We start from the raw sequence: 22,448 nt of genomic DNA on the forward strand, positions 1-22,448 counted from the left end.
TCGCGCTCCTCACTGTGCCGCGGTGCCGCGGGTGACGATCGCGCCGATGAAGGCGACGAGGCGGTCGAGCACGAAGCCGACCACGCCGATATAGACGAGCGCCACGATGATGTCGGACAGGCGCGATGAGTTCCACGCGTCCCAGATGAAGAAGCCGATGCCGACGCCGCCGGTCAGCATCTCGGCGGCGACGATGGCGAGCCAGGACAGGCCGACGCCGATCCGAAGGCCGGTGAAGATGTAGGGCGCCGCCGAAGGCACCATGATCTTGAAGAAGAACTCGACCTGGTTCAGCCGCAGCACCTTGGCGACGTTGCGATAATCCTGCGGAATGTTGCGGATGCCGACGGCGGTGTTGATGATCACCGGCCAGATCGCGGTGATGAAGATCACGAAGATCGCCGATGGCTGGCTGTCGCGGAAGGCGGCGAGCGACAGCGGCAGCCAGGCGAGCGGCGGCACGGTGCGCAGCACCTGGAAGACGGGATCGAGACCCCGCATCGCCCAGACCGATTGGCCGACGAGCGCCCCCAGCAGCACGCCGACCACGGCCGCCAGGCTGAAGCCGATCGCGACGCGCTGGAGCGAGACCAGGATGCGCCAGCCCAGCCCGATATCCTGCGAGCCGGCCCAGTAGAACGGCTCGGTGATCAGGTCCTTGGCTTCCTCCCAGATCTTGCTCGGCGGCGGCAACGAGGATTGCGGTCCCGATGCCGCGATCTGCCAGAACAGCAGGATCAGGGCCACGGTGACGAGCGGCGGCAGCACTGTGACCAGCACCGACTTCGCCAGCGGCGCGAGCCTCTCCCCCAGTGGCTTTCCGGTCGCCTGAGGCAACGCCACCACCGCGGCGCCGTTTGCCGGCAAGGCGATGACCTCGGCCCCCGTGCTCGCCGACTTCAAGGCAGCCTGACCCATTGCGTCACTCCTGTGATCGATCGGTGCGTTCATGCCGGCACCTCGACGCGGGCTTGCGCGCCGATGCGGCGGATTTCGGGAAGGCACGAACCGCAATTCGTGCCGGCCTTCAGCTTACGGCCGATGTCCTCGACCGTGACGCTCGTGCCTTCGGCGAAAGCGGCGCGGATCGCGTTCAGCCCAACGCCGAAGCAGGCGCAGACGGTCGGGCCCTGGTCGGCGGCGCCGTCGAGGCTGCGGCCGGAGAGGAGCGCGAGGCGCTGGCTCGGATCGATTTCACTGCCGGCGAAGACCAGCTTCACCGCATCCCAGACCGGCGCGTCATGATCCGGTCCGAGGAAGACCGCGGCTGCGAGCTGGCCGTCGCGGATCAGGGCGCAGCGATAGAGACCGCGCTCGGCATCGATCATCTCGATCAAGCCCTCGCCATCGAAGGCTTCGCGGGCGAGTTGCATGATCTCGGTGGCGTCGGCCTGCGTCGCGAACAGCCGGCCTTCCCCGCCTTCGACCGCGACGCGGGTCCACCAGCTTCCTTCCGGCAGAACGAAGCCGTCGGCACCGAGCAGGAAGCCGCGCGAACGGAATGAAACAGGAGAGATCGCGGCCGGGGTCGCCTTCAGCTCAGGCTGACCGGAGAAGGGATCGGTCAAGGGCTGGACGGCGGCCCCGACACGGGCGTCGGAGGCGTTCTCTCCCGACCAGTGGATCGGAGCAAAGAGCGAGCCCGGCTGCGCACCCGGATCGAGTGCGACCTTCAGGATGACAGCGCCATGGGTTGTGGCGATGCGGGCGAAGCCCTTGTCGACGAGGCCAAAGCGCGTGGCGTCGTCCGGATGCACAAGCACCGTCGGCTCGGCGATATGGCCCGAGAGCCGGGCGCTGAGGCCTGTGCGCGTCATCGTATGCCAGTGGTCGCGGACGCGGCCGGTGTTGAGCAGCAACGGGAGGGCTTCGCTGGTCGCGGCGGCGAGCGCCGGCACGGCGAGCGGCTGCAGATTTGCCCTGCGGCCGGCGGTGAAGAAGCCGCCTTCGGCGAAGAGGCGGGCCGTGCCCTCCGGTTTGCCGGCGGGAACCGGCCACTGCACCGGGACGAGCGTATCGTAGGCGCGGCGGGTCAGCTCGGCATGGGCGCCGATGTCGAAATCGCGGCTGCCCTCGTTCTCGAAGGCCGAGAGCGCCGCATGCTCGGCATAGATCTCGTGCGGGCCGGCATAGTCGAACGCCGCTTCGAAGCCGAGGCGTTCGGCAATCTCGCAGATGATCCACCAATCCGGCTTCACCTCGCCCGGCAGGGTCAGGAAGCTGCGCTGGCGCGAGATGCGGCGTTCGGAATTGGTGACGGTGCCGTCCTTCTCGCCCCAGGCGGCGGCCGGCAGGATGTAGTGCGGGCCGGCGGCGAGCGTGTCGTTGGAGAGCACGTTCTCGGAGACGACGAAGAGATCGAGACCGCGTAGCGCCGCCTGAACCGCATCGGCCCGTGGTAGTGAGACGGCCGGGTTGGTCGCCATCACCCACATCGCCTTGATCCGGCCGTCAGCGACGGCGTCCATCATGGCGACGGCTTTAAATCCCTCCCTGTCCGCCATGCGCGGCGCGTCCCAGAAGCGGCGGACGCGGTCGATCTCTGCCGGCGAATAGCCCATATGAGCGGCGAGCATGTTGGCGAGGCCGCCGACCTCGCGCCCGCCCATGGCGTTGGGCTGGCCGGTCAGCGAGAACGGGCCGGCGCCGGCTTTGCCGATGCGGCCGCTGGCGAGGTGGCAATGCAGGATCGCCGCGACCTTGTCGGTGCCCTGCGCCGACTGGTTGACGCCCTGGCTCCAGGCGGTGACGACGGCAGGCGTGCCGGCCCAGAGTGCGTAGAAGCCGGCGATCTCGGCCGCAGACAAGCCGGTCAGGTTCGCGACGGCGGCAAGGTCCGGCGCGATCTCGCGCGCATTGGCGAGCGCGGCTTCGAAGCCTGCAACATGGCGCTCGATATAGTCGAGGTCGAGCAGACCAGCCTCGGCGAGATGGACAAGCAGGCCGGCGAAGAGCGTGCTGTCCGAGCCCGGCTTCAGGGGCAGGACGAAATCGGCATCCTCGGCGGTCGCGGTGACGCGCGGATCGATCACCACGAGCCTGGCGCCGCGCTCGGCCCGGTTCTGCTGGATGCGGCGGAACAGGATCGGGTGGCACCAGGCGGTGTTGGATCCGACCAGCACGATCAGGTTGGCGCTGTCGAGGTCCTCATAGCAGCCGGGCACAGTGTCGGAGCCGAGCACGCGGCGCTGGCCCGCTACCGTCGAGGCCATGCAGAGCCGCGAATTGGTGTCGACATGCGGCGAGCCGATGAAGCCCTTCATCAGCTTGTTGGCGACGTAATAGTCCTCGGTCAGGAGCTGGCCGGAGAGGTAGACGGCGACTGCTTCTGGGCCGTCGCGGTCGATGATCGCCTTCAGCCCGGCTGCGACCGCATCGAGCGCTTCCTCCCAGGACACCCGGTCATAGGCGCTACGGGCGTTGCGCTTCAGCGGGTGGAGCACGCGCGTGCCGAGGCCGAGCGTCTCGCCGAGCGCCGAGCCCTTCGAGCAGAGACGGCCGCGATTGGCCGGGTGATCGGGATCGCCGGCGATCGCCGCGCCGCCCTTGCCGTCCGGCGTCGCGAGCACGCCGCAGCCGACCCCGCAATAGGGGCAGGCCGTGCGTGTCGGGACGGGACCGGCGAGCGGGGCGTCGTGGCGCATGATCAGGCCGCCCTCGCGCAATAGGCTTCGCCGAAGGGCAGGTCGGCGCGGATCGGCGAGATGTCCTGCTGCGAGCGGATCAGGCCGAGATAGAACAGTGCCCCCGTGGTATCGCCGACGAGAACGCAGCCGGCGAGCCGGCCCTGGCGCAGCACGAACTTGCGATAGACCCCCATGGCCGGGTCGCGCAGCAGCAGGACCTCGTCCTCCTCGTCCGGCTCGACGGAACCCGCCGAGAAGACGCTGACGCCGCTGACCTTGAGATTGGTCGCCAGCAAGGAGCCGGTATAGCGCGCCGCTCCGCCGGCAAGTCGCGTCGCCAGCACGCGGGCCTGCTCATAGGCCGGCTCGACCAGGCCATAGACCAGGCCACGATGCTCGGCGCATTCGCCGATGGCGAAGATCGAGGGATCGCTGCTGGCGAGGCCGTCGTCGACATCGACGCCGCGATTAACGTCGAGCCCTGCCGCGACGGCGAGATCGACGCGCGGGCGCACGCCGATGGCGACGACGACGAGGTCGGCCGGGATCGTGCTGCCATCGGTCAATTCCACCGCCTCGACCCGTTCCGTGCCGACGAAACGCTCGGCTGTGCAGTTCAAGCGGATGTCGATGCCGCGGGCAGCGATCTCGGCCGCGAGCAGGCCGGCCCCCTCGCGGTCGAGCTGGCGCTCCATCAATCGGTCGGCCAGATGCAGCACGGTGACCCGGGCGCCGATCCTGGCGAGCCCATAGGCCGCCTCCAGCCCGAGCAGGCCGCCGCCGATCACCACGACGCGGGCGCCGATCGCGGCGATGGTGCGGAACAGCGCGACATCGGCGACATCGCGGAAGGTCGCGACACCCGGCAATTCGAAGCCCGGCACCGGCGGCATCAAAGGCTTCGAGCCGGTGGCGAGGACGAGCTTGCCGTAAGGCAAGGTCAGGCCATCGGCCAGCGTCACGCTCTTCGCCGTCCGGTCGATGCCGGTGACCGGCTTGCCGTAGAGCATCGAGACGCCGCGCGCCTGCCACCAGGCGGCGGGCTTGAGCTCGATCTCGGGCTCGCCGATCTCGCCGGCGAGCAGCGGCGAGAGCAGCACGCGGTTGTAGGCGAGCCTGGGCTCGGCCCCGATCACTGCGATCGAATAGCGGCCGAGCGCGCGCTGGCTGAGCTCGTCGACCAGCCTGGTCGCCGCCATGCCCTTGCCGACGATGACGAGCGGCTCGGCCATTGCGTCAGGCCACCCGCTTGATCTTGAGCGCTTTGAGATAGTCCATCGGCGCTGCCGGATCGAACTTCACGCCGTCGAAGAAGGTCTCGACGCCGCGCGAGTCGCCGCTGGCCGCATTGGCGACGCCGAGGGTCTTGGCCGCCTCCGACCACAGGTCCGAGCGGTTGGTCTTGTCGACCAGCGCCTTGATGTCGGTGTTGGTGTCGAACTTGCCCCAGCGGATGTTCTCGGTGACGAACCAGCTGTCATGGCTCTTCCAGGGATAGGAGACGGTGCCGCCTTCGCCCCAGAACTTCATGTAGAGGTTGGTGCCCTTGGCCTCGCGGCCATTGCCGTAGTTGATGTCGCCCTGCAGGCGCTTGTTGATGTCGCCGACCGGGACGTTGAACCATTGCCGCTTGCCGACGATCTCGGCGAGCTCCTGGCGGTTCTCCATCTTGTCGGCCCACATCTGGGCCTCCATCACCGCCATCAGGATGGCCTGCGTCGCCCTGGGATTGGCGTCGACGAAATCGGCGCGCATGCCGAGGATCTTCTCGGGGTGCTTGAACCAGAGCTCGCCGGTGGTCAGCGCGGTGTAGCCGATGTTCTGGTTGACGAGCTGCTCGTTCCAAGGCTCGCCGACGCAGAAGCAGTCCATGGTGCCGACCTTCATGTTCGCCACCATCTGCGGCGGTGGCACGACGATCACCTTGATGTCGCTGTCGGGGTCGATGCCGCCGGCCGCGAGCCAGTAGCGGATCCAGAGATCGTGGGTACCGCCCGGGAAGGTCATCGCGGCGGTCAGCTCCTTGCCGGCCGCCTTCTTGCGCTCGAACGCCTGCTTCAGCGGCGAGGCGTCCTTCTGGACGTTGAGGTCCTTGTATTCGTTCGAGACCGAGATCGCCTGCCCGTCCTGGTTCAGGTTGAGCAGCGTGTACATCGGCAGCGGCTGGCCGTTCTGCATGACCTTGCCGGTCGAATAGAGATGTGTCTTCGGCCGCAGGATGTGGCCGCCGTCGATGCCGTTGTTCTTGAAGCCGAGCGCCATGTTGTCGCGCGTCGCGCCCCAGGAGGCCTGCTTGGCGATGTCCATGTCGGGCAGGCCGTATTTGGCGTAGAGACCCTTCTCCTTGGCGATGATCAGCGGCGCCGCATCGGTCAGGGCGATGTAGCCGAGCCGGGTGCCCTTGACCTCGGGACCGGCGCCTTGCGCGAAGGCTCCATTCGGCAGCGCGAGCTTGGCTGCGGCAGCCACGGCCGCTGCGCCGGTCAGATTCAGGAAGTCGCGTCGGCTCGGCTTAACCGGAAGGGCCAGGGCCCTGCTCTGAACGGTCTTCGTCATCGATCCCTCTCGTGAGCGGCGAAGTTGGGGTGTCCGCGAAAACGAAAACGCCGCGCGAAAGCGCCCTGCCGGGCTCCCTTCGACAGCGGCGTTGCTGTGCGTTCCGATTTCGAACTTGCGCGCGGGCAGCATTGGCCGCGGTCAGAATGAGCTTTACAAGGACCGTGCCAACTCCGGGGCGAACGGCAAGCGTTTGAATTGTTTCAATTTACCTCGGCGAGCTGAGGTGGGTGGCGTCCTCGATCTGATTTTGTGCATCGCACAATTCCACTGCATCTGCATAAAAAACAGGCGAGCCTAGAATTTCATCTCGCGGCGATGCCCGCGACGAACGGACGGAAGACCGCCTGTGCCCGCTTGCTCAATTCCGACGTAACCGCGACCTGCCCGGCACGCGCCATCGCGGTGAGCAGGACATCGGCATGGGCCGGATCGGGTCGGATCGCGGCAGCGTCGAAGCGGATATAGTCCGATACGTGCCGGGTCGGCCTCCCACCGCCTTGAACGATGTCGCCGCGCAGGATCGCCTCGATCAGGCCGGCAGGGGCAGCGAGGCGATCGGGCGCGCCGAGCATCTGGGAAAGAGCAGGCCAATTGCTTTCGTTCGAAACCCAATGGCTCGCTTCGATCAGGGCAGCGTTCAGGCGCGCGACCGCCTCGCCGCGCTGCTCGACATCGTCGGCGCGCCAGGCCAGCACTTTTTCAGGGCAATCGGCCATGAGATCGACGCCGCAATGCAGGATCGCGCCGGCACCGGCCTCCACTGCCAGGGTGTTCCAGGGTGCGCCGGCGCAGAAGCCGTCGACTTCGCCACTGGCCAGCGCCTCGACCGTGCGGACCGGAGGTACGATCTCGAGCCGGACATCGTCGCCGAGACGAAGGCCGGCCAGCGCCATCCAATCGCGCAGCAGATAGGTGTGGCAGGAAAAGCCAAAGACCGTCGCAAAGGCGAGCGGGGGCAGGCCGGAAGTCTTGCGGGCAGAGACCAGCTTCGCCAGCGCCTGCGCTGACACAGCCGGATCCGCCAGATCGCCCTCGGCTGCGCGCGCTATCTCCTCGAAGCGACGAGTCGACAGGGTAAGTGCATTGCCGTTCAGGTTCAGCAGGATCGGCGCCGCCATCGGCGCGGTGACGCCGCCGATCCCGAGCGTCGAGGCGATCGCCGCCGGCGCCAGCATATGCGCGGCGTCGAGGAGCCGGACATGCAGGCGGTCGCGCAGGTTCGACCAGGACACCTCGCGCACGAGTTCGAGCGCAAGACCGTGGCCTTCGGCGATGCCGCTGTCGGCGGCAGCGACCAGCAGCGCCGCATCGACCAGCGGCATGAAGCCGACCCGCAGGTGCAGCGTGGTCATTTGAGCATCTCCGCGGCGGTGATCAGGGAGCGGGCGATGTCGACGAGCTTGCGCTTCTCGTTCATCGCGGTCCGGCGCATCAGCGCGTAGGCCTCTTCTTCGGAGAGGCCTTTCAAGCGCATGACGATAGCCTTGGCGCGGTCGATCGTCTTGCGGTCCTCGAGTTGGGAGCGGGCTTCATCAAGCTCCTCGCGCAGCTTGCGGAAGGCGTTGAAGCGGCTGATGCAGGTCTGCAGGATCGGCTGCATTCGCTCCTTCTTCAGCCCGTCGACGATATAGGCGGAGACGCCGGCCTCGACTGCGGCCTCGATCGAGGCGGAGTCGGACTGGTCGACGAACATCGTGATCGGTCGCCGCACATGCCGGCTGACGAGGAACATGTCCGCCAGCGCATCGCGGCTCGGATCCTCGAGGTCGATGACGACGACATCGGGATCATGGGTTTCGATGGCGGCGACGAGTCCGGTCGTACCTGTGATGCGGATGAGCTCGTCATAGCCGGCTTCGCGCAGGCCTTCCTCGATAATCGCGGCCCGAACCTGGTTCGCGTCGACGATGAGTATCCGCAGATTTGGCGCCATGCCTTTCAGCCGTTCTCGTGGGTGACTTGCGACCAGCCAATCAGGAATCGTGCCACGACGGCCAGCACCCCAGTGCAGGCTCGTGAAAGCCGGCGGCGCGGGCTCGGCGCAACGGCAATGTCATTCGGTCGCCCGCGACGAGGCCGTCTCCGCGCCTTCCTTGACATAACGCAGCATTCGATATAGGAATAATAACCTAATTAGGTTCATTATCATATGGAGTGCCAATGTCAGCCACGCTCCGCCTAGCTCTTCCGTTTCTGGCCGCCGGGCAGGCGCAGAAGCATGTCACCCACAACGACGCGTTGATGGATCTCGATGCGCTCGTGCAATTGCGTGTCGTCGCCCGCGATGCGCTCTCGCCGCCGCTTTCTCCGGCCGATGGAGAGATTTGGCTGCTCGGTGCTGCGCCGCTCGGCGATTGGGCGGGGCAGGCCGGGCAACTGGCCGAGCGGCGCGACGGCGGCTGGATCTTTCATGCCCCCCGCGCCGGCTGGATTGCCTGGGTCGCAGACGAGCAGGTGCTTCTCGTCTGCGACGGCTCGACCTGGCGCGGCATTCTCGACGGTGGGTCTGCGGCCTCGCTGACGCGTTTCGGGCTCGGCACCCCGCCCGATGCCGCCAATCCGTTCGCGGCCAAGCTGAACAAAGCGCTGTGGACGGCACGCGGCTCGGGCGAGGGCGGCGACGGCGATCTGCGCATCACCCTGAACAAGGAGGCCGTCGGCGGCGTGCTCTCGCTGTTGTTCCAGAGCGGCTATTCCGGGCGGGCGGAAATCGGTCTCGTCGGTGACAACGATTTGCAGTTTCGCGTCTCCGCCGACGGCTCCCTCTGGCAGGAGGGGCTGCGCATCGATGCCGCGACGGGCGCACTGCGGCTGCGCGCCGGCTCGGCTGCTGCGCCGGCGCTGTCTCCCGTGGGCGACAGCGATACCGGGCTGGTCTTTCCGGCCGCCGACACGGTCGCGATCTCGACCGGAGGGAGCGAGAACCTTCGCGCCCTGCCGGGCCAGATCCTGATCGGGACGCAGACCGGCCTCGACCCGAGCCAGGCCCCTTCGGCGCGGTTCCAGGTTGCCGGCACGACCTCCGGCAATGCTTCGATGGCGCTCGGTCGCTATTCGGCGAACTCCGCCAGTGCTTCCTTCAATTTCGTGAAGTCGCGCGGGGCTTCCGGCGGCCATGCAGCCGTCGCGGCTGGCGATCAGCTCGGGGCGATCCATTTCGACGGCGATACCGGGGCGGCATTCGAACTCGGCGCGCGCATCTCCGCGAGCGCGGACGGGACGCCCACGGCCGGCAGCATGCCGTCGCGATTGAGTTTCGCAACGTCGCCGTCGGGCTCGGTGGCGCCGGTCGAGCGGCTGCGCATCGCCGCCGATGGACGTGTGAACTTTCCGAATGTCGCTACCACGGCGGCTGCGGCCAATGCCGTGCTCGACAGCGCCTCCGGCAACAGCCTGCTGCGCTCGACCTCGTCGCGCCGCTACAAGCGCGACGTCAAGCCACTCGATCCGGCCGCGGCAGACCGGGTCCTCGATCTCGTCCCGGTCCGCTACCGCTCCGCCGCACCGCAGGATCGCGCCGAATGGAGCTGGTACGGCCTGCTCGCCGAGGATGTGGCGGCGATCGATCCGCGCCTGGTCCATTGGGGCTATCAGGACGACCAGTATGAGGCGCTGCCGGAGGGCGCCGTCGGGCGGCGCTTGCTCCCGGATGCGCAATTGCGGCCCGATGCCGTTCAGTATGACCGTCTGAGCGTGCTGCTGATCGACGTGGTGCGCCGCCAGCGCACCACGATCGCCGGGTTGGTGGCCCGCGTCGAGGCGCTGGAGGCACAGGCCGGCCGCGGCTCTTGAATGCCGCGGCGCAGCCGACTGCCGCGCTGTCTCAATCCGTGAAGACGACAGCTTTCTTGCCGTTGAGCAGCACGCGATCCTCCAGATGGTAGCGCACTGCCCGCGCCAGCACGCGCCGCTCGATGTCGCGGCCCTTGCGGACGAGGTCGTCGGGCGTGTCGCGATGGCTGATGCGCTCGACGTCCTGCTCGATGATCGGCCCTTCGTCGAGATCGGAGGTGACGTAGTGCGCGGTCGCGCCGATCAGCTTCACCCCGCGCTCATGTGCCTGATGATAGGGCTTGGCGCCCTTGAAGCCGGGCAGGAACGAGTGGTGGATGTTGATGCAGCGCCCCGAGAGCTTGGCCGAAAGCCCGTCCGACAGGACCTGCATGTAGCGCGCGAGCACGACAAGATCGCTGCCGGTCTCCTGGATCAGGCGCCAGAGCTCGGCTTCCTGCTCCATCTTGGTTTGCCGGTTGATCGGCAGGTGGTGGAAGGGCAGGTCGCCCAGATCGGTCGAGGCGATATGCTCGCGGGCATGGTTGGAGACGATCGCGGTGATCTCCATCGGCAGTTCGCCGATGCGCCAGCGATAGATCAGATCGGCCAGGCAATGGTCGAATTTCGAGACCAGCAGCAGGACGCGCTTGCGGGCAGCGGCATCGCGTAGCGAGACGGTCATCTTGAAGCGCGCCGCCAGCTCGTCGACGAGGCCGCGGATGTCAGTGGCGCTGCGCGCGCCCTCCAGCCGGTCGAACACCACCCGCATGAAGAAGCGGCCGGTTTCGAGGTCGTCGAACTGCTGGGCGTCGCGGATGTTGCAGCCGGCCTCGGCCAGCAGGGTCGAGACAGCGGCGACGATGCCCGGCCGGTCGGGGCAGGACAGAGCGAGGATCATTGGAGAATCGGACATATGACGGATCGGCCCGCTCGCGCGGGTCCCTGAAGACTTGAGGATCGGAAAAGGTCGAAGGAAGGGACGGCGCGCGACGCGCTGCCGTCAACCTCGGCCGGTGGCGCGGTCGATAGAAATCCGGCAGCCGAATTCGGCCGCGGAGGCGGCGAACCAGGACCAGAAGCTTCCCACCATGCTGCGTGCGACCATGATCTCGAACACGGACCCATCCGGCCCGTCAGCGAGCCGCCAGAGATGCACACCAACATGGGCGATGCTTGTCAAGGCGGTATCGCCGACCGCGAAGGCTGCGGGATGCAGATCGAGCATCACGCCCTTGGCCAGAACGTCACGCACATGCGGACCGGAGAGCCGCAGGGCCGCGCGCGCATCGCTCTGGTCGCTGACCGCTGCCTGAGTCGACAGCGCGTCCAGCAGGCCGCTGAAACCGTCGCGCGTGGCGGCACGCAACAGCCACTGATCAGGGCCGGACCAGATCGCGTCATGCGAGGCGCCCGAGGCGATCTTCGGCGTCGACGGCAGGGCGATGCCGGCCCGGCCTTCGACGAGAGTCGACAAGGCTGCTGTCCCGCCCGGCGCGGCGATCATTGTCGCCAGCCCAAAGCCGTCGAGCAGGGTCGCAGTGACGCCGGCCGGCCCGGCCGCGCCGATCTGCCCGGGCTGCGCGATGCCGGCCCAGGCGCTGCGCGGCGCCCATGAACGCGCTGTCTCAGCCATGGAGGCGGGCTCCTTCGGGGTCGACGAAGACGGGCGAGCAGATCTCGACGACGACGTCGCCATTGCGCACCGGATCATAGGCGCGCACGCGTTCGCCGATGCGGGCGGCGCCGCCCTTGATCAGGCCGAGCCCCATCCAGTGGTTGAGGTGAGGGGAGTAGGCGACCGAGGTCATGTAGCCCTCGTCGTTCTCCATCGCCGCTGGCTTGCCGATGCCGATGAAATGCGCGCCGGCGCGCAGGCGCTGGCCGGGCTCGACCGGCTTGAAACCGACGAAGGAGGGCCGGTTCTGCTCGACCAGGGCCTGCCGGCCCGCCATCAGCCGGCCGACGAAATCCTTCTTCGACGACATCATCTTGCTCAAGGCCAGATCGCGGGCCGTGGTCTGGCCGTTCAGCTCGTTGCCGGCGACATGGCCCTTCTCGATGCGCATCACGCCGAGCGCCTCGGTGCCATAGGGCGTGATGCCGAAAGGCGCGCCCGCCTGCATCAGAGCCCGCACCATCGCATCGCCATAGTCGGCGGGAACGGCGAGCTCATAGGCGAGCTCACCCGAGAAGGAGATGCGGAAGAGCCGCGCCGGGATGCCGCCGCCGACGGTGACGGGACGCGCTGCGAGATAGGGGAAGGCCTCGTTCGAGAGGTCGTGCTCGGGGTCGACGACACCTCGCAGGGTCTCGCGAGCCTTCGGCCCGGCGATGGCGACCTGCGCCCATTGCTCGGAGACCGAGACCATGCGGACATCGAGCTCCGGCCACAGCACCTGATGGCAGAATTCGAGATGCTGCATCACCTTGCCGGCATTGGCGGTGGTGGTGGTCATCAGGAAATGCGTCTCGCCGAGGCGCGAGGTGGTGCCGTCGTCCATGACGAAGCCGTCCTCACGCAGCATCAGCCCGTAGCGGGCCTTGCCGACCGGCAGCGCCTTCCAGCCGTTGATGTAAACCCGCTCCAGGAATTCGGCGGCATCGGTGCCCTGGATATCGATCTTGCCGAGCGTCGAGACATCGCAGAGGCCGACGCCGGCGCGCACCGCCTTGACCTCGCGGTTGACCGTCGTCAGCCAGTCGGTCTCGCCAGGGCGCGGGTAGTATTGCGCGCGCAGCCATGGCCCGGCCTCGACGAAGACGGCGCCCTGTTCCTTCGACCAGTCATGCGTCGGCGCGAGCCGGATCGGCCTGAAATCCCTGCCGCGATGATGGCCGGCGAGCGCCCCGATCGCGACCGGCGTATAGGGCGGGCGGAAGGTGGTGGTGCCGGTCTGCGGGATCGTCCGGCCCGTCTGCTCGGCCATGATCGCGAGGCCGGCGAGGTTCGAGGTCTTGCCCTGGTCGGTCGCCATGCCGAGCGTGGTGTAGCGCTTGAGATGCTCTACCGGCCGGAAGCCCTCGCGGGCGGCGAGCTCGACATCCTTGTCGGTGACGTCGTTCTGGTAGTCGACGAAAGCCTTGCCCTTACCGCCCGATACTCGCCAGACCGGCGTGAGCCCGTTGGTCTCCGGATCGGTCGTCGGGGTCGGCTCGGCCGGCCTGGCGGCGAAGCCAGCTTCGACAGCCGCCTCGCCCCCCAGCCTCGCGCCGTCCTCCAGCGCCTGCGCCAGGGTGAAGCGTCCGGCGGCGCTGCCGGCGACCGTGAGCCCCCCCGGCACCGTGCCGGGCACGAAGCATTGCAGGCCATCGTCCCAGGCCGGCTTGCCGTTCTGGTGCGAGGTCAGGTGCAGCGTCGGGTTCCAGCCATTCGAGACCGCAAGCAGATCACAGGACAACTCGCTCACCGCGCCCGAGGCATCGCGGATGGTGACGCCGCTGAGCTGCCGCCCACCGCGCGCGCCCATCACGGCGCCACCGGCGAAGAGCCGCGCGCCGAGCTTGTCGGCGAGGGCCTTGCGAGTGGGATCTGCGGGGCGGGAATCGACGATCGCGGCAACCGTGCCACCGGCAGCGGTGATGTCGCGGGCCGTCGCCCAGCCATCGTCTCCGGCGGTGAACAGCACGGTTTCGCGGCCGGGCAGGACGCCATGGCGATTGACATAGGAACGCACCGCGCCGGCCAGCATGACGCCCGGCCGGTCATTGCCCGCGAACACGATCGGCCGTTCCAGCGCGCCGGCGGCGAGGATCGCGCGTTTGGCGTGGATGCGCCAGCCGCGCTGGCGCGGCTGATGCGCCGGCGGCTGCGGCAGATGGTCGGCCACCCGTTCGACCGCGCCGTAGATGCCATGGTCGTAGAGGCCGAATACGGTAGTGCGCGACATGATCCGCACCTCCGGCAGGCTCTTGAGCTCGGCCAGCGTCGCGGCGAGCCATTCGAAGGCCGGCTTGCCGTCGATCTCGCGCTTCTCGGCCAACAGCCGCCCGCCCAACCGGAAATCCTCGTCGCAGAGGATGACGCGGGCGCCGCAGCGCCCGGCTGCGAGCGCCGCAGCGAGGCCGGCCGGCCCGCCGCCGATCACCAGCAGGTCGCAGAAGGCGAAGGCTTTCTCGTAATGGTCCGGGTCTTCCGCGCCAGCCGCACGGCCGAGGCCGGCGGCGCGCCGGATCAGCGGCTCGTAGAGCTTCTCCCAGAAAGAGGCTGGCCACATGAAGGTCTTGTAGTAGAAGCCGGCGACGAGGGCCGGCGAAACCAGCCCGTTGATCGAGAGCAGGTCGAAGGCGAGCGAGGGCCAGCGGTTCTGGCTCGCCGCGTCCAGCCCTGAAAACAGCTCGACCACGGTGGCGCGGGTGTTGGGCTCGCGACGCGCGCCGGAACGCAGTTCGACCAGCGCGTTCGGCTCTTCCGGTCCGGCCGAGAGGACGCCGCGCGGACGGTGGTATTTGAAGGAGCGGCCGACCAGGCGGACGCCATTGGCGAGCAATGCAGAAGCCAGCGTGTCACCGGCATAGCCGCGATAGGAGGTGCCGTCGAAGCGGAAATCCAGCTGCTGGCCGCGGTCGATCAGGCCGCCGGAGGCGAGGCGGAAAGGCTGGGTGCTCATGCCGCCGCTCCCGCCTTGCGCGCCTTGGCCGGCTCGACTGCCGTGATCGCGTGGTTGCGGGTATCGCGGGTCACCACCAGCCAGGCATGGCAGCCGGCGCCGTGATACCAGAACTCGCGAAGAACGCCGGCCGGATTGTCGCGCTGGTAGACATAGTCAGCCATCGCGGCTTCGCTCGCCGCCATGCCGTCGGGGCGCTTGAGATCGGCGGCGCCGAGATAGCTGAATTCCTGGGCGTCGCGCGCGCCGCAATGGGGACAGGTGATGCGCATGGTCAGGATTCCACGATCTTCGGGATGCGATGCGCCACCACCGTCATGCTCGCCCTTGTGGCGGGCATCCACGTCTTGAGCACCACGCTCGACCAGCGAAGACGTGGATGGTCGGGACAAGCCCGACCATGACGGGAATGGGGAGCGCGGCTTGTCATCTCAGTGCAAATTCGGCTGGGCGCCGGCGCCCTTTTCGTCGATCACCCGCCCGGTGGCGAAGCGGTCGAGCCGATAGGCGGTGGCGACCGGGTGCGGCTGGCCCGTCGCGATCAGATGGGCGAAGCAGAAGCCCGAGGCCGGCGTCGCCTTGAAGCCGCCATAGCACCAGCCGGCATTGAGATAGAGCCCGTCGACCGGCGTCGTATCGATGATCGGCGAGCCGTCCATCGACATGTCCATGACGCCGCCCCAATGGCGCAGCATCCGCACGCGGCCAAGGCCCGGCCAGAGCGCCATGGCGGATTCCATCACGTCCTCGATCACCGGCAAATTGCCGCGCTGGGCGTAGGAATTGTAGCCGTCGATGTCGCCGCCGAAGACGAGGCCGCCCTTGTCGGACTGGCTGATGTAGAAATGCCCGGCGCCGTAGGTGACGACGCAGTCGATCAGCGGCTTTAGCCCCTCCGAGACGAAGGCCTGCAGGACATGGGTCTCGATCGGCAGGCGTATGCCCGCCATCGCCGCGACGCGCGAGGAATTGCCGGCGACCGCCATGGCGATCTTCTTCGCCCGGATCGGTCCGCGCGAGGTCTCGACGCCGATCGCGCGCGCGCCGGACATGGTGATGCCGGTGACCTCGCAGTTCTGGATCATGTCGACGCCGCGGCTGTCGGCGGCGCGGGCGAAGCCCCAGGCGACGGCATCGTGCCGGGCCGAGCCGCCGCGGCGCTGCAGCAGGCCGCCCTGGATCGGGAACCGTGCATTATCGAAATCGAGATAGGGCAGCATCGCCCGGACCTGCTCGGTGCCGAGCAGTTCGGCATCGACCCCGGCGAGCCGCATCGCGTTGCCGCGCCTGGCGAAGGCGTCGCGCTGGGCATCGGAATGGTAGAGGTTCAAGACGCCACGTTGGCTGACCATGGCGTTGTAGTTCAGGTCTTGCTCCAGCCCCTCCCAGAGCTTCATCGAGAGCTCGTAGAACGGGGTGTTGCCCGGCAGCAGGTAGTTCGAGCGGATGATCGTGGTGTTGCGGCCGACATTGCCGGAGCCGAGATAGCCCTTCTCCAGCACAGCGACATTGGTGATGCCATGCCGGCTGGCGAGATAATGCGCCGTCGCCAGGCCATGGCCGCCGCCGCCGATGATGATGATGTCGTATTCGGGCTTGGGCGCTGGATCGCGCCAAGCAGGCGTCCAGCCCTTGTGGCCCTGGAGGGTCTGCGACAGCAGCGAGAAGATGGAATAACGCATCGACGGGTCCGGGCGGTCTTGTCATCGCGAGATTGACCGACATAGGTTCGCCGACATGCTCGATAGCGACATCAGATTGCCTGAAAGCGACGACAGCACGCCGACCCATGTCGGCTTCCTGCTGATCCCCGACTTCGCGCTGCTGCCTTACGCTTCGGCGATCGAACCCTTACGCGCCGCCAATCGGCTCTCGGGCCGAGCGCTCTATCGCTGGAGCCATGTCTCGATCGATGGCGCCGCCGCGCCGGCCTCGAACGGCGTCGCCATCGCCGCCGATGCCAGCGTCGGCGCCGAGCTCAGGCTCGACTATCTCTTCGTCTGCGCCGGCGGCAACCCGGCGCTGTTTCATCACCAGCCGACCTTCGCCTGGCTGCGCCAGCTGGCGCGGCGCGGGGTCAAGATCGGCGGCGTTTCGGGCGGCCCCTATCTGCTGGCGCGCGCCAACCTGCTCTCCGGCTACCGCTTCACCATCCACTGGGAGCACGCGCCGGCCTTCCTGGAGGAGTATCCCGATCTCGACCTGCGGCGCTCGCTCTACGAGATCGATCGCGACCGTTTGACCTGCAGCGGCGGCACGGCGCCGCTCGACATGCTGCACGGGGTGATCGCGCGCGAGCATGGCAGCGAACTCGCGCTCGCGGTCAGCGAATGGTTCCTGCAGACCCATGTCCGGGAAGGGGCGGGGCCGCAGCGCATGCCGCTGCGCGAGCGGCTCGGCATCGCCCATGCGCCGCTCCTTCGCGTCATCGCCCGCATGGAACAGACCATCGAGACGCCCGAGGCGCGCGAGGATCTCGCCCGTCTGGCCAATGTCTCGCTGCGCCAGCTCGAACGCCTGTTCCGCCAGCATCTCGGCCGCTCGCTCGGCGAGCATTATCTCGGCCTGCGCCTCGATCGCGCCCGCGACCTCCTGCGCCAGACCAGCCTCTCGATCCTGGAGACGGCGCTCGCCTGCGGCTTCGCCAGCGCCAGCCATTTCTCGCGCAGCTATCGCGAGCGCTTTGGCCACCCGCCGCGCGCCGAGCGCTTGCAGGAGGTCCGCCCGGCTCGCCGCTGAGAGTCAAGAAAGCGTCGCACAGGATCAAATCTGTGCGCCGATCCGCCGGAAGCTAGAGCCTCAAATAAAATAAAGGGGATCGCGACCGATGAAACGATTGACCGCTCTTGCGTTCGCACTCGCCGCCACGCTTGCCGCTGCGCCGGCTTTTGCCCAGGACACGCTCGCCAAGATCAAGGAAAAGGGCGTCCTCACCGTCGGCGTCAAGAACGACTACAAGCCCTGGGGCTTCCTCGATCCGTCAGGCAAGATCGTCGGCCTCGAGATCGATCTTGCCCAGGAGGTTGCGAGCAAGATCGGCGTGAAGCTCGAAATGGTGCCGGTGATCGCCGCCAACCGCATCGAGTTCCTGCGCCAGGGCCGCATCGACATGATCCTGGCGACGCTCGGCGACACGCAGGACCGGCGCAAGCAGATCGGCATGATCGAGCCGAACTATTATGCCGGCGCCACCAATGTGCTGGCGCCCAAGAGCGCCGGCCTGAAGAAGTGGGAAGACCTCAAGGGCCGCAAGGTCTGCGCCGTGCAGGGCGCCTATTACAACCGCCGGGTCTCGCAGATGTATTCGCCGGAGATGGTGGTGTTCCCCTCGGTGCCGGACGGGTTGAACGCGCTGCAGGGCAACAACTGCGTCGCCTTCCTGTTCGACGACACGCTGATCGTCTCGACCCTGTCGGGCGGCGACCCGAAATGGGCGAACTACGAGATGCCGCTGACCTCCGAGGACCCGCAGCTCTGGGCGATCGGCGTGCGGCTGGAGGATCTCGACGGCGCCTTCGGCAAGCTGGTCAAGGAGATGTCGGTCGACTGGCACAAGAGCGGCAAGCTGCTGGCGCTCGAGACCAAATGGGGCATCAAGCAGAGCCCCTATCTGATCGAGACCAACAAGAAGCTGAAGGGCGGCTCGTAGGCGAGGGCGCGTTGGTTCCACCCGCGCCGTCATCCCGGACGGAGCGCAGCGGAGATCCGGGATCCATGCCCGAACCTCATTCGTCTGCGCTCCGACATGGATCCCGGGTCTCCCTTCGGTCGCCCGGGATGACGGTGTGGCCAGCGACGGGCCGATGACACAATGATCGCCGCTTTCTTCGAGCGCCTGAACGAGGTCCACGGCCTCAACTTCTCGATCTTCTACGACGCCTTCGACCGCTCGCGCTTCCTGACCGGGCTGTGGACGACGACCTATATCTGCGTCGTCTCGATCCTGGCTTCGCTCGCGATCGGGCTGCTCGGCGTCTGGATCGCTGGCAGCAATTCGCGGCTCGGCCGTCTGCTGGTGCGGGGTTACGTCCAGTTCTTCCGCAACACGCCGCCTCTGGTGCAGCTCTCCTTCTTCTATTTCGCCGTCGGCGGCCTGCTGCCGACCGTTTCGGACGGCTTCGGCGGACAGTCGCCGCTGGTCAGCGGCACCGGCTGGGCGATCATCGCCTTCTCGCTCTTCGCCGGAGCCTTCAATGTCGAGATCTTCCGCGCCGGGATCGAAGCCGTGCCGGAGACGATGGTCGAGGCGGCGGAATCGCTCGGCTACACCCGCTTCCAGCTCTGGCGCCAGATCGTGCTGCCGCTCGCCTTCCGCATCTGCCTGCCGGCGCTCAACAACAACCTCGTCAACCTCGTGAAGACCACGACGCTCGCCTACGCCATCGGCGTGCCCGAACTGCTCTATGCGGCGTCACAGATCTGGTCCGAGGTCTTCAACGTCCGCGAGATGATGAACGTGCTGCTCGTCGTCTATGTGCTGCTGGTCGCGGTGCTGGTCTGGGTGATGCATCGCTGGGAGCGGGCCATGCGCATTCCCGGATACATGCCATGAAGACCGCCGCGACCGATTTGCCCGTCCTGAAGCCATTCCGCGCGACGCCGATCGCACCGAGCGGGCTCGCGGCGCCGATGATGCTCAGCGCCGGCCTCGTCGCAGGCGTCGCCGTGCTCTTCGCTGCCTCGCTCGCCGTGGCGCAGGCGACGGCTCCTGCCGCGCGCGATGGCGCCGTCACCATCCTGCTGCGCTGGGCGCCGCTGATCTTCCAGGGCTTCCTGTTCAACCTGCTGATCAGCGTCCTCTCGATGGCGCTCGGCACCGCGGTCGGCGTGCTGTTCGGCATCGGCCAGGTCTCGCCCTCGGCCGCTTTGCGCAAGCCGTCCTGGGCGGCGACGCAGTTCTTCCGCAACGCGCCCTGGCTCGTCCTGCTGTTCTACGCGATGTTCCTCCTGCCCTTCGAGATCAGGCTCGGGCCGGTTACCATCGCCTTTCCGGCCTGGGTCAAAGCGATCATCGGCTTGGCGTTGCCCGTCGCGGCCAATGTCTCGGAGATCGTGCGCGGCGGCATCCGCTCGATTCCCTCTGGCCAGTGGGAATCGGCCGAGGCGCTCGCCTTCACCCGCCGCCAGACGATGTGGATGATCATCCTGCCGCAGGCGGTGAAGCGCATGCTGCCGCCCTGGATGAACCTCTACGCCATCCTGACCATGGCGACGACGCTGATCTCGGTCGTCGGCATCCAGGACGGGCTGACCATCACGCGCGCCGCCCTCGTCGCCGAGAGCCGGCCCGAGCTGATGCTGCCGATGTACCTGCTGCTGCTCCTGATGTTCTTCGCCTACTGCTACCCGATCGCGCGCCTGACCATGGCGCTCGAACGCCGCTTCAATGTGAAGGGATGACCATGGCCGCCAACCATGAACTCGGCGAGCCGGTCGTCGTCGTCGAGGGCGTCGAGAAGGCCTTCGGCGCCTTCGTCGTGCTCAAGGATGTCAGCCTCACCATCCGCCGCGGCGAGACCGTCTGCATCATCGGCCCGTCCGGATCGGGCAAATCGACGCTGCTGCGCTGCATCAACGCGCTGGTGCCGATCAGCCAGGGCTCGATCACCGTCGCCGGACGGCAGGTCAACGATCCCGCGCTGGACAAGCTGGCGCTGCGTCGCGACGTTGGCATCGTCTTCCAGCAGTACAATCTCTTCCCGCACAAGACGGCGCTGCAGAACGTGATGATGGCGCCGATCCATGTGCTGAAGCAGGACCCTGCCGAGGTCGGGGAGCGGGCCAGGCGCCTGCTCGCCAAGGTCGGGCTCTCGCACAAGCACGACGCCTATCCGGGCGAGCTCTCCGGCGGCCAGCAGCAGCGCGTCGCCATCGCCCGCTCGCTGGCGATGAATCCGAAGGTGATGCTCTTCGACGAGGTCACCGCCGCGCTTGACCCCGAGACCAAGAAGGAGGTGCTGGTCACCATCCGCGACCTCGCGGCCGAGGGCATGACCTGCATCCTCGTCACCCATGAGATGGGCTTCGCACGCGAGGTCGCCGACCACGTCTACTTCACCGATGGCGGCGTCATCGTCGAGCACGCGTCGCCGGCCGAATTCTTCGGCGCACCACGCGAGCCCCGCACCCGCGCCTTCCTCGAACAGGTGCTCTGAGCGGGGCAAGTGTCCCAAGCCGGGATGTCGCGTCCCGGCCGGTCGATGTCGCAAACCGGCCGGCTCCGCCAGGCGCCGGTGCCAAGAATGAGCCCAGTCATTCGAAAGCGCAGCCCATGACCGTTCCGGCCTCCGATCCCAAATCCGTCACCGGCAAGCCGCTCGCCATCGCCGAGAGCGTTGATGTCCTCGTCATCGGCGCCGGTCCGGCTGGGCTCGCAGCGGCCATCGGCGCGGCGGCGCGGGGCTTGGGCGTCTTGCTGGTCGATGAGAACCCGGTTCCGTTCAGGACGATGGGTGACGACGTCCCCTTGCATTTCGGCCAAGGCATGGCGGCGAGTGCTCGCAACCGCAACGCCATGATGGAAGCCTTCGTTGCCTCCGAGCCGCGGATCGCCGAAGCCTTCGAGGCCGGCGTCGATCTTCGCCTCGGCACGGCCTGCTGGGGGCTCTACGCCAACGGCCCGGCGCTCGGCTGGATGCCCGGCCTCGTCGCCGGCCTCGCCGATGAGGAGAGCAGTATCCTCGTCCAGGCGCAGCACGTCATCGTCGCCTGCGGCCGCCGCGACATGGGCCTCGGCTTCCCCGGCTGGGAAAAGCCTGGCGTGATGGGCGCCACCGCCGCGCTCAACCTCGCGACCCGCTATGACGCCTTCGGCCCGCGCAAGGCCGTGATCCTCGGTTCGAGCACGGAAGCGCTAACCACCGCGCTCGCGTTGCGTGAGGCGGGCGTCGCGATCGCCGCCATCGTCGAGCAGGCGGCGGAACCGATTGGCGATGCGGACTTGCTGGCGAAGCTCAGCGCCAGCGGCACCGAAATCCTGCCCGGTCATGTCGTGCGTGAAGCGACCGGCCGCGACGGCGTCGAAGCGGCGCTGGTCGCGAGCCTGGACGGGGAAGGCCGCCCGGTTGGCGAAGAACGCGCCATCGCCTGCGACGGGATCGTGCTGGCGGTCGGTGCGACGCCGGTCATCGACCTGATCGACGCCGCCGGTTGCAAGGTCGCGTTCCAGGCCGAGTGCGGCGGCTATGCACCCGTGCTCGACACGAGCCAGCGCACCACCATCGCGAACGTCTATGCGGTGGGCGATTGCGCCGGCATCTGGGCGGACAAGACGCGCGATCGCGCCATTGCCGAAGCGGAGGCCGCCCGCGCCGTCGCGGCGCTCGGCGAAGACAGCGCCAGTATGGAGGCCGCCGCGCCGCCCCCGCCGGGCTATGACATCTCCGCCTATCGGCTCGCCTGGGTTCGGGCCAGCGTGATCGAGGCGCGCGCCGAATTCCATGTCTGCCAATGCGAGGAGGTGACGGCGCGCGAGATCCTCGAAGTCCGCCCGCCGCGCTATCTCGACTGGCAGAACGAGCGCCGCAATGACCGCTCGCTCTCGGCTTTGCTCGGCGATGGCCCGCCCAATCCCGACCAGGTCAAGCGCCTGACCCGCGCCGGCATGGGTCCCTGCCAGGGCCGCCGCTGCCGCGAGCAGGTCGCCGCCCTGCTGGCGCTCGGCGCAGCGCAGCCGCTCTCGGCGATCCCGCTCGCCGGCTACCGCGCGCCGGTCCGGCCGATGCCACTGGCGATGACCGCCCTTGTCCCTGAGGCGCCCGAGCAGGCCGAGCATTGGGACACCTGGTTCGGCATGCACGCGCAATGGGTGCCATTCTGGGAGGTGCCGGCGCGCTACACCGTCGCGACCAATGACGCGACCGGCCCCGTCGCGAGCGAGTGA

The 22,448-nt window shown here is 67.8% G+C and carries 18 protein-coding genes; 7 read left to right on the forward strand and 11 right to left on the reverse strand.

The window, feature by feature from the left end; genetic code table 11:
• Nucleotides 1–9: 9 nt before the first annotated feature.
• The 6 genes from ntrB to ACQKLX_RS10180 form a co-directional block, all read right to left on the reverse strand.
• Nucleotides 10–918: a nitrate ABC transporter permease gene (gene ntrB / locus ACQKLX_RS10155; RefSeq protein WP_427361461.1), complete on the reverse strand. Its 909-nt coding sequence runs from the start codon at nt 916–918 to the stop codon at nt 10–12.
• A 29-nt stretch (nt 919–947) separates the two neighbouring features.
• Complete coding sequence (locus ACQKLX_RS10160; protein WP_427361462.1) at nt 948–3,644, reverse strand: molybdopterin-dependent oxidoreductase; 2,697 nt, start codon at nt 3,642–3,644, stop codon at nt 948–950.
• Nucleotides 3,645–3,646: 2 nt separating this feature from the next.
• Nucleotides 3,647–4,858: an NAD(P)/FAD-dependent oxidoreductase gene (locus tag ACQKLX_RS10165; RefSeq protein ID WP_427361463.1), complete on the reverse strand. Its 1,212-nt coding sequence runs from the start codon at nt 4,856–4,858 to the stop codon at nt 3,647–3,649.
• Nucleotides 4,859–4,862: 4 nt separating this feature from the next.
• A complete protein-coding gene (locus ACQKLX_RS10170) occupies nt 4,863–6,182 on the reverse strand; it encodes a CmpA/NrtA family ABC transporter substrate-binding protein (RefSeq protein WP_427361464.1) in 1,320 nt (439 codons plus the stop codon).
• 305 nt (nt 6,183–6,487) lie between these two features.
• Nucleotides 6,488–7,537 (reverse strand): CmpA/NrtA family ABC transporter substrate-binding protein, encoded by a 1,050-nt coding sequence (locus tag ACQKLX_RS10175; protein ID WP_427361465.1) that lies wholly within the window; start codon nt 7,535–7,537, stop codon nt 6,488–6,490.
• On the reverse strand, nt 7,534–8,118 hold the full coding sequence (locus ACQKLX_RS10180; protein ID WP_427361466.1) for an ANTAR domain-containing response regulator: 585 nt from the start codon (nt 8,116–8,118) through the stop codon (nt 7,534–7,536). The genes ACQKLX_RS10175 and ACQKLX_RS10180 overlap by 4 nt, the downstream gene beginning before the upstream one ends.
• A 227-nt stretch (nt 8,119–8,345) precedes the next feature.
• Here ACQKLX_RS10180 and ACQKLX_RS10185 point away from each other — a divergent pair, with 227 nt between their 5' ends.
• The gene (locus ACQKLX_RS10185; RefSeq protein WP_427361467.1) at nt 8,346–9,977 is read left to right on the forward strand and encodes a DUF2793 domain-containing protein; all 1,632 of its coding nucleotides are present in this window, start codon (nt 8,346–8,348) and stop codon (nt 9,975–9,977) included.
• Nucleotides 9,978–10,008: 31 nt separating this feature from the next.
• Here the strand turns inward: ACQKLX_RS10185 and purU are convergent, their stop codons facing one another.
• The 5 genes from purU to ACQKLX_RS10210 all read right to left on the reverse strand — a co-directional run bounded on the left by purU (nt 10,009) and on the right by ACQKLX_RS10210 (nt 16,248).
• Entirely contained in the window at nt 10,009–10,872 is an 864-nt protein-coding gene (gene purU / locus ACQKLX_RS10190; protein ID WP_427361468.1) for a formyltetrahydrofolate deformylase, read from the reverse strand.
• Between the two features lie 87 nt (nt 10,873–10,959).
• Nucleotides 10,960–11,592, reverse strand: a complete 633-nt coding sequence (locus tag ACQKLX_RS10195) for a sarcosine oxidase subunit gamma (protein ID WP_427361469.1) — start codon at nt 11,590–11,592, stop codon at nt 10,960–10,962.
• The gene (locus ACQKLX_RS10200; RefSeq protein ID WP_427361470.1) at nt 11,585–14,566 is read right to left on the reverse strand and encodes a sarcosine oxidase subunit alpha family protein; all 2,982 of its coding nucleotides are present in this window, start codon (nt 14,564–14,566) and stop codon (nt 11,585–11,587) included. The genes ACQKLX_RS10195 and ACQKLX_RS10200 overlap by 8 nt, the downstream gene beginning before the upstream one ends.
• Entirely contained in the window at nt 14,563–14,838 is a 276-nt protein-coding gene (locus ACQKLX_RS10205; protein ID WP_427361680.1) for a sarcosine oxidase subunit delta, read from the reverse strand. The genes ACQKLX_RS10200 and ACQKLX_RS10205 overlap by 4 nt, the downstream gene beginning before the upstream one ends.
• 159 nt (nt 14,839–14,997) lie before the next feature.
• Nucleotides 14,998–16,248, reverse strand: coding sequence for a sarcosine oxidase subunit beta family protein (locus ACQKLX_RS10210; protein WP_427361471.1), 1,251 nt, complete (start codon nt 16,246–16,248; stop codon nt 14,998–15,000).
• A 55-nt stretch (nt 16,249–16,303) separates the two neighbouring features.
• On the opposite strand from ACQKLX_RS10210, the gene ACQKLX_RS10215 reads away from it, so the two are divergent.
• The 6 genes from ACQKLX_RS10215 to ACQKLX_RS10240 all read left to right on the forward strand — a co-directional run bounded on the left by ACQKLX_RS10215 (nt 16,304) and on the right by ACQKLX_RS10240 (nt 22,448).
• Entirely contained in the window at nt 16,304–17,305 is a 1,002-nt protein-coding gene (locus ACQKLX_RS10215) for a GlxA family transcriptional regulator (RefSeq protein WP_427361472.1), read from the forward strand.
• A gap of 88 nt (nt 17,306–17,393) precedes the next feature.
• Nucleotides 17,394–18,215: a transporter substrate-binding domain-containing protein gene (locus tag ACQKLX_RS10220; protein ID WP_427361473.1), complete on the forward strand. Its 822-nt coding sequence runs from the start codon at nt 17,394–17,396 to the stop codon at nt 18,213–18,215.
• A gap of 162 nt (nt 18,216–18,377) precedes the next feature.
• Nucleotides 18,378–19,118, forward strand: a complete 741-nt coding sequence (locus ACQKLX_RS10225) for an amino acid ABC transporter permease (RefSeq protein ID WP_326872365.1) — start codon at nt 18,378–18,380, stop codon at nt 19,116–19,118.
• Nucleotides 19,115–19,966, forward strand: a complete 852-nt coding sequence (locus ACQKLX_RS10230; RefSeq protein WP_427361474.1) for an amino acid ABC transporter permease — start codon at nt 19,115–19,117, stop codon at nt 19,964–19,966. The genes ACQKLX_RS10225 and ACQKLX_RS10230 overlap by 4 nt, the downstream gene beginning before the upstream one ends.
• 2 nt (nt 19,967–19,968) lie before the next feature.
• Nucleotides 19,969–20,721 (forward strand): amino acid ABC transporter ATP-binding protein, encoded by a 753-nt coding sequence (locus tag ACQKLX_RS10235; RefSeq protein WP_427361475.1) that lies wholly within the window; start codon nt 19,969–19,971, stop codon nt 20,719–20,721.
• Between the two features lie 116 nt (nt 20,722–20,837).
• Nucleotides 20,838–22,448 carry an FAD-dependent oxidoreductase gene (locus ACQKLX_RS10240; RefSeq protein ID WP_427361476.1) on the forward strand — a complete coding sequence of 537 codons (1,611 nt, stop codon included), beginning with the start codon at nt 20,838–20,840 and terminating at the stop codon, nt 22,446–22,448.

Origin of the sequence: Allobosea sp. NPDC003192 (assembly GCF_050275675.1) — a bacterium.
GTDB lineage: Bacteria > Pseudomonadota > Alphaproteobacteria > Rhizobiales > Beijerinckiaceae > Allobosea.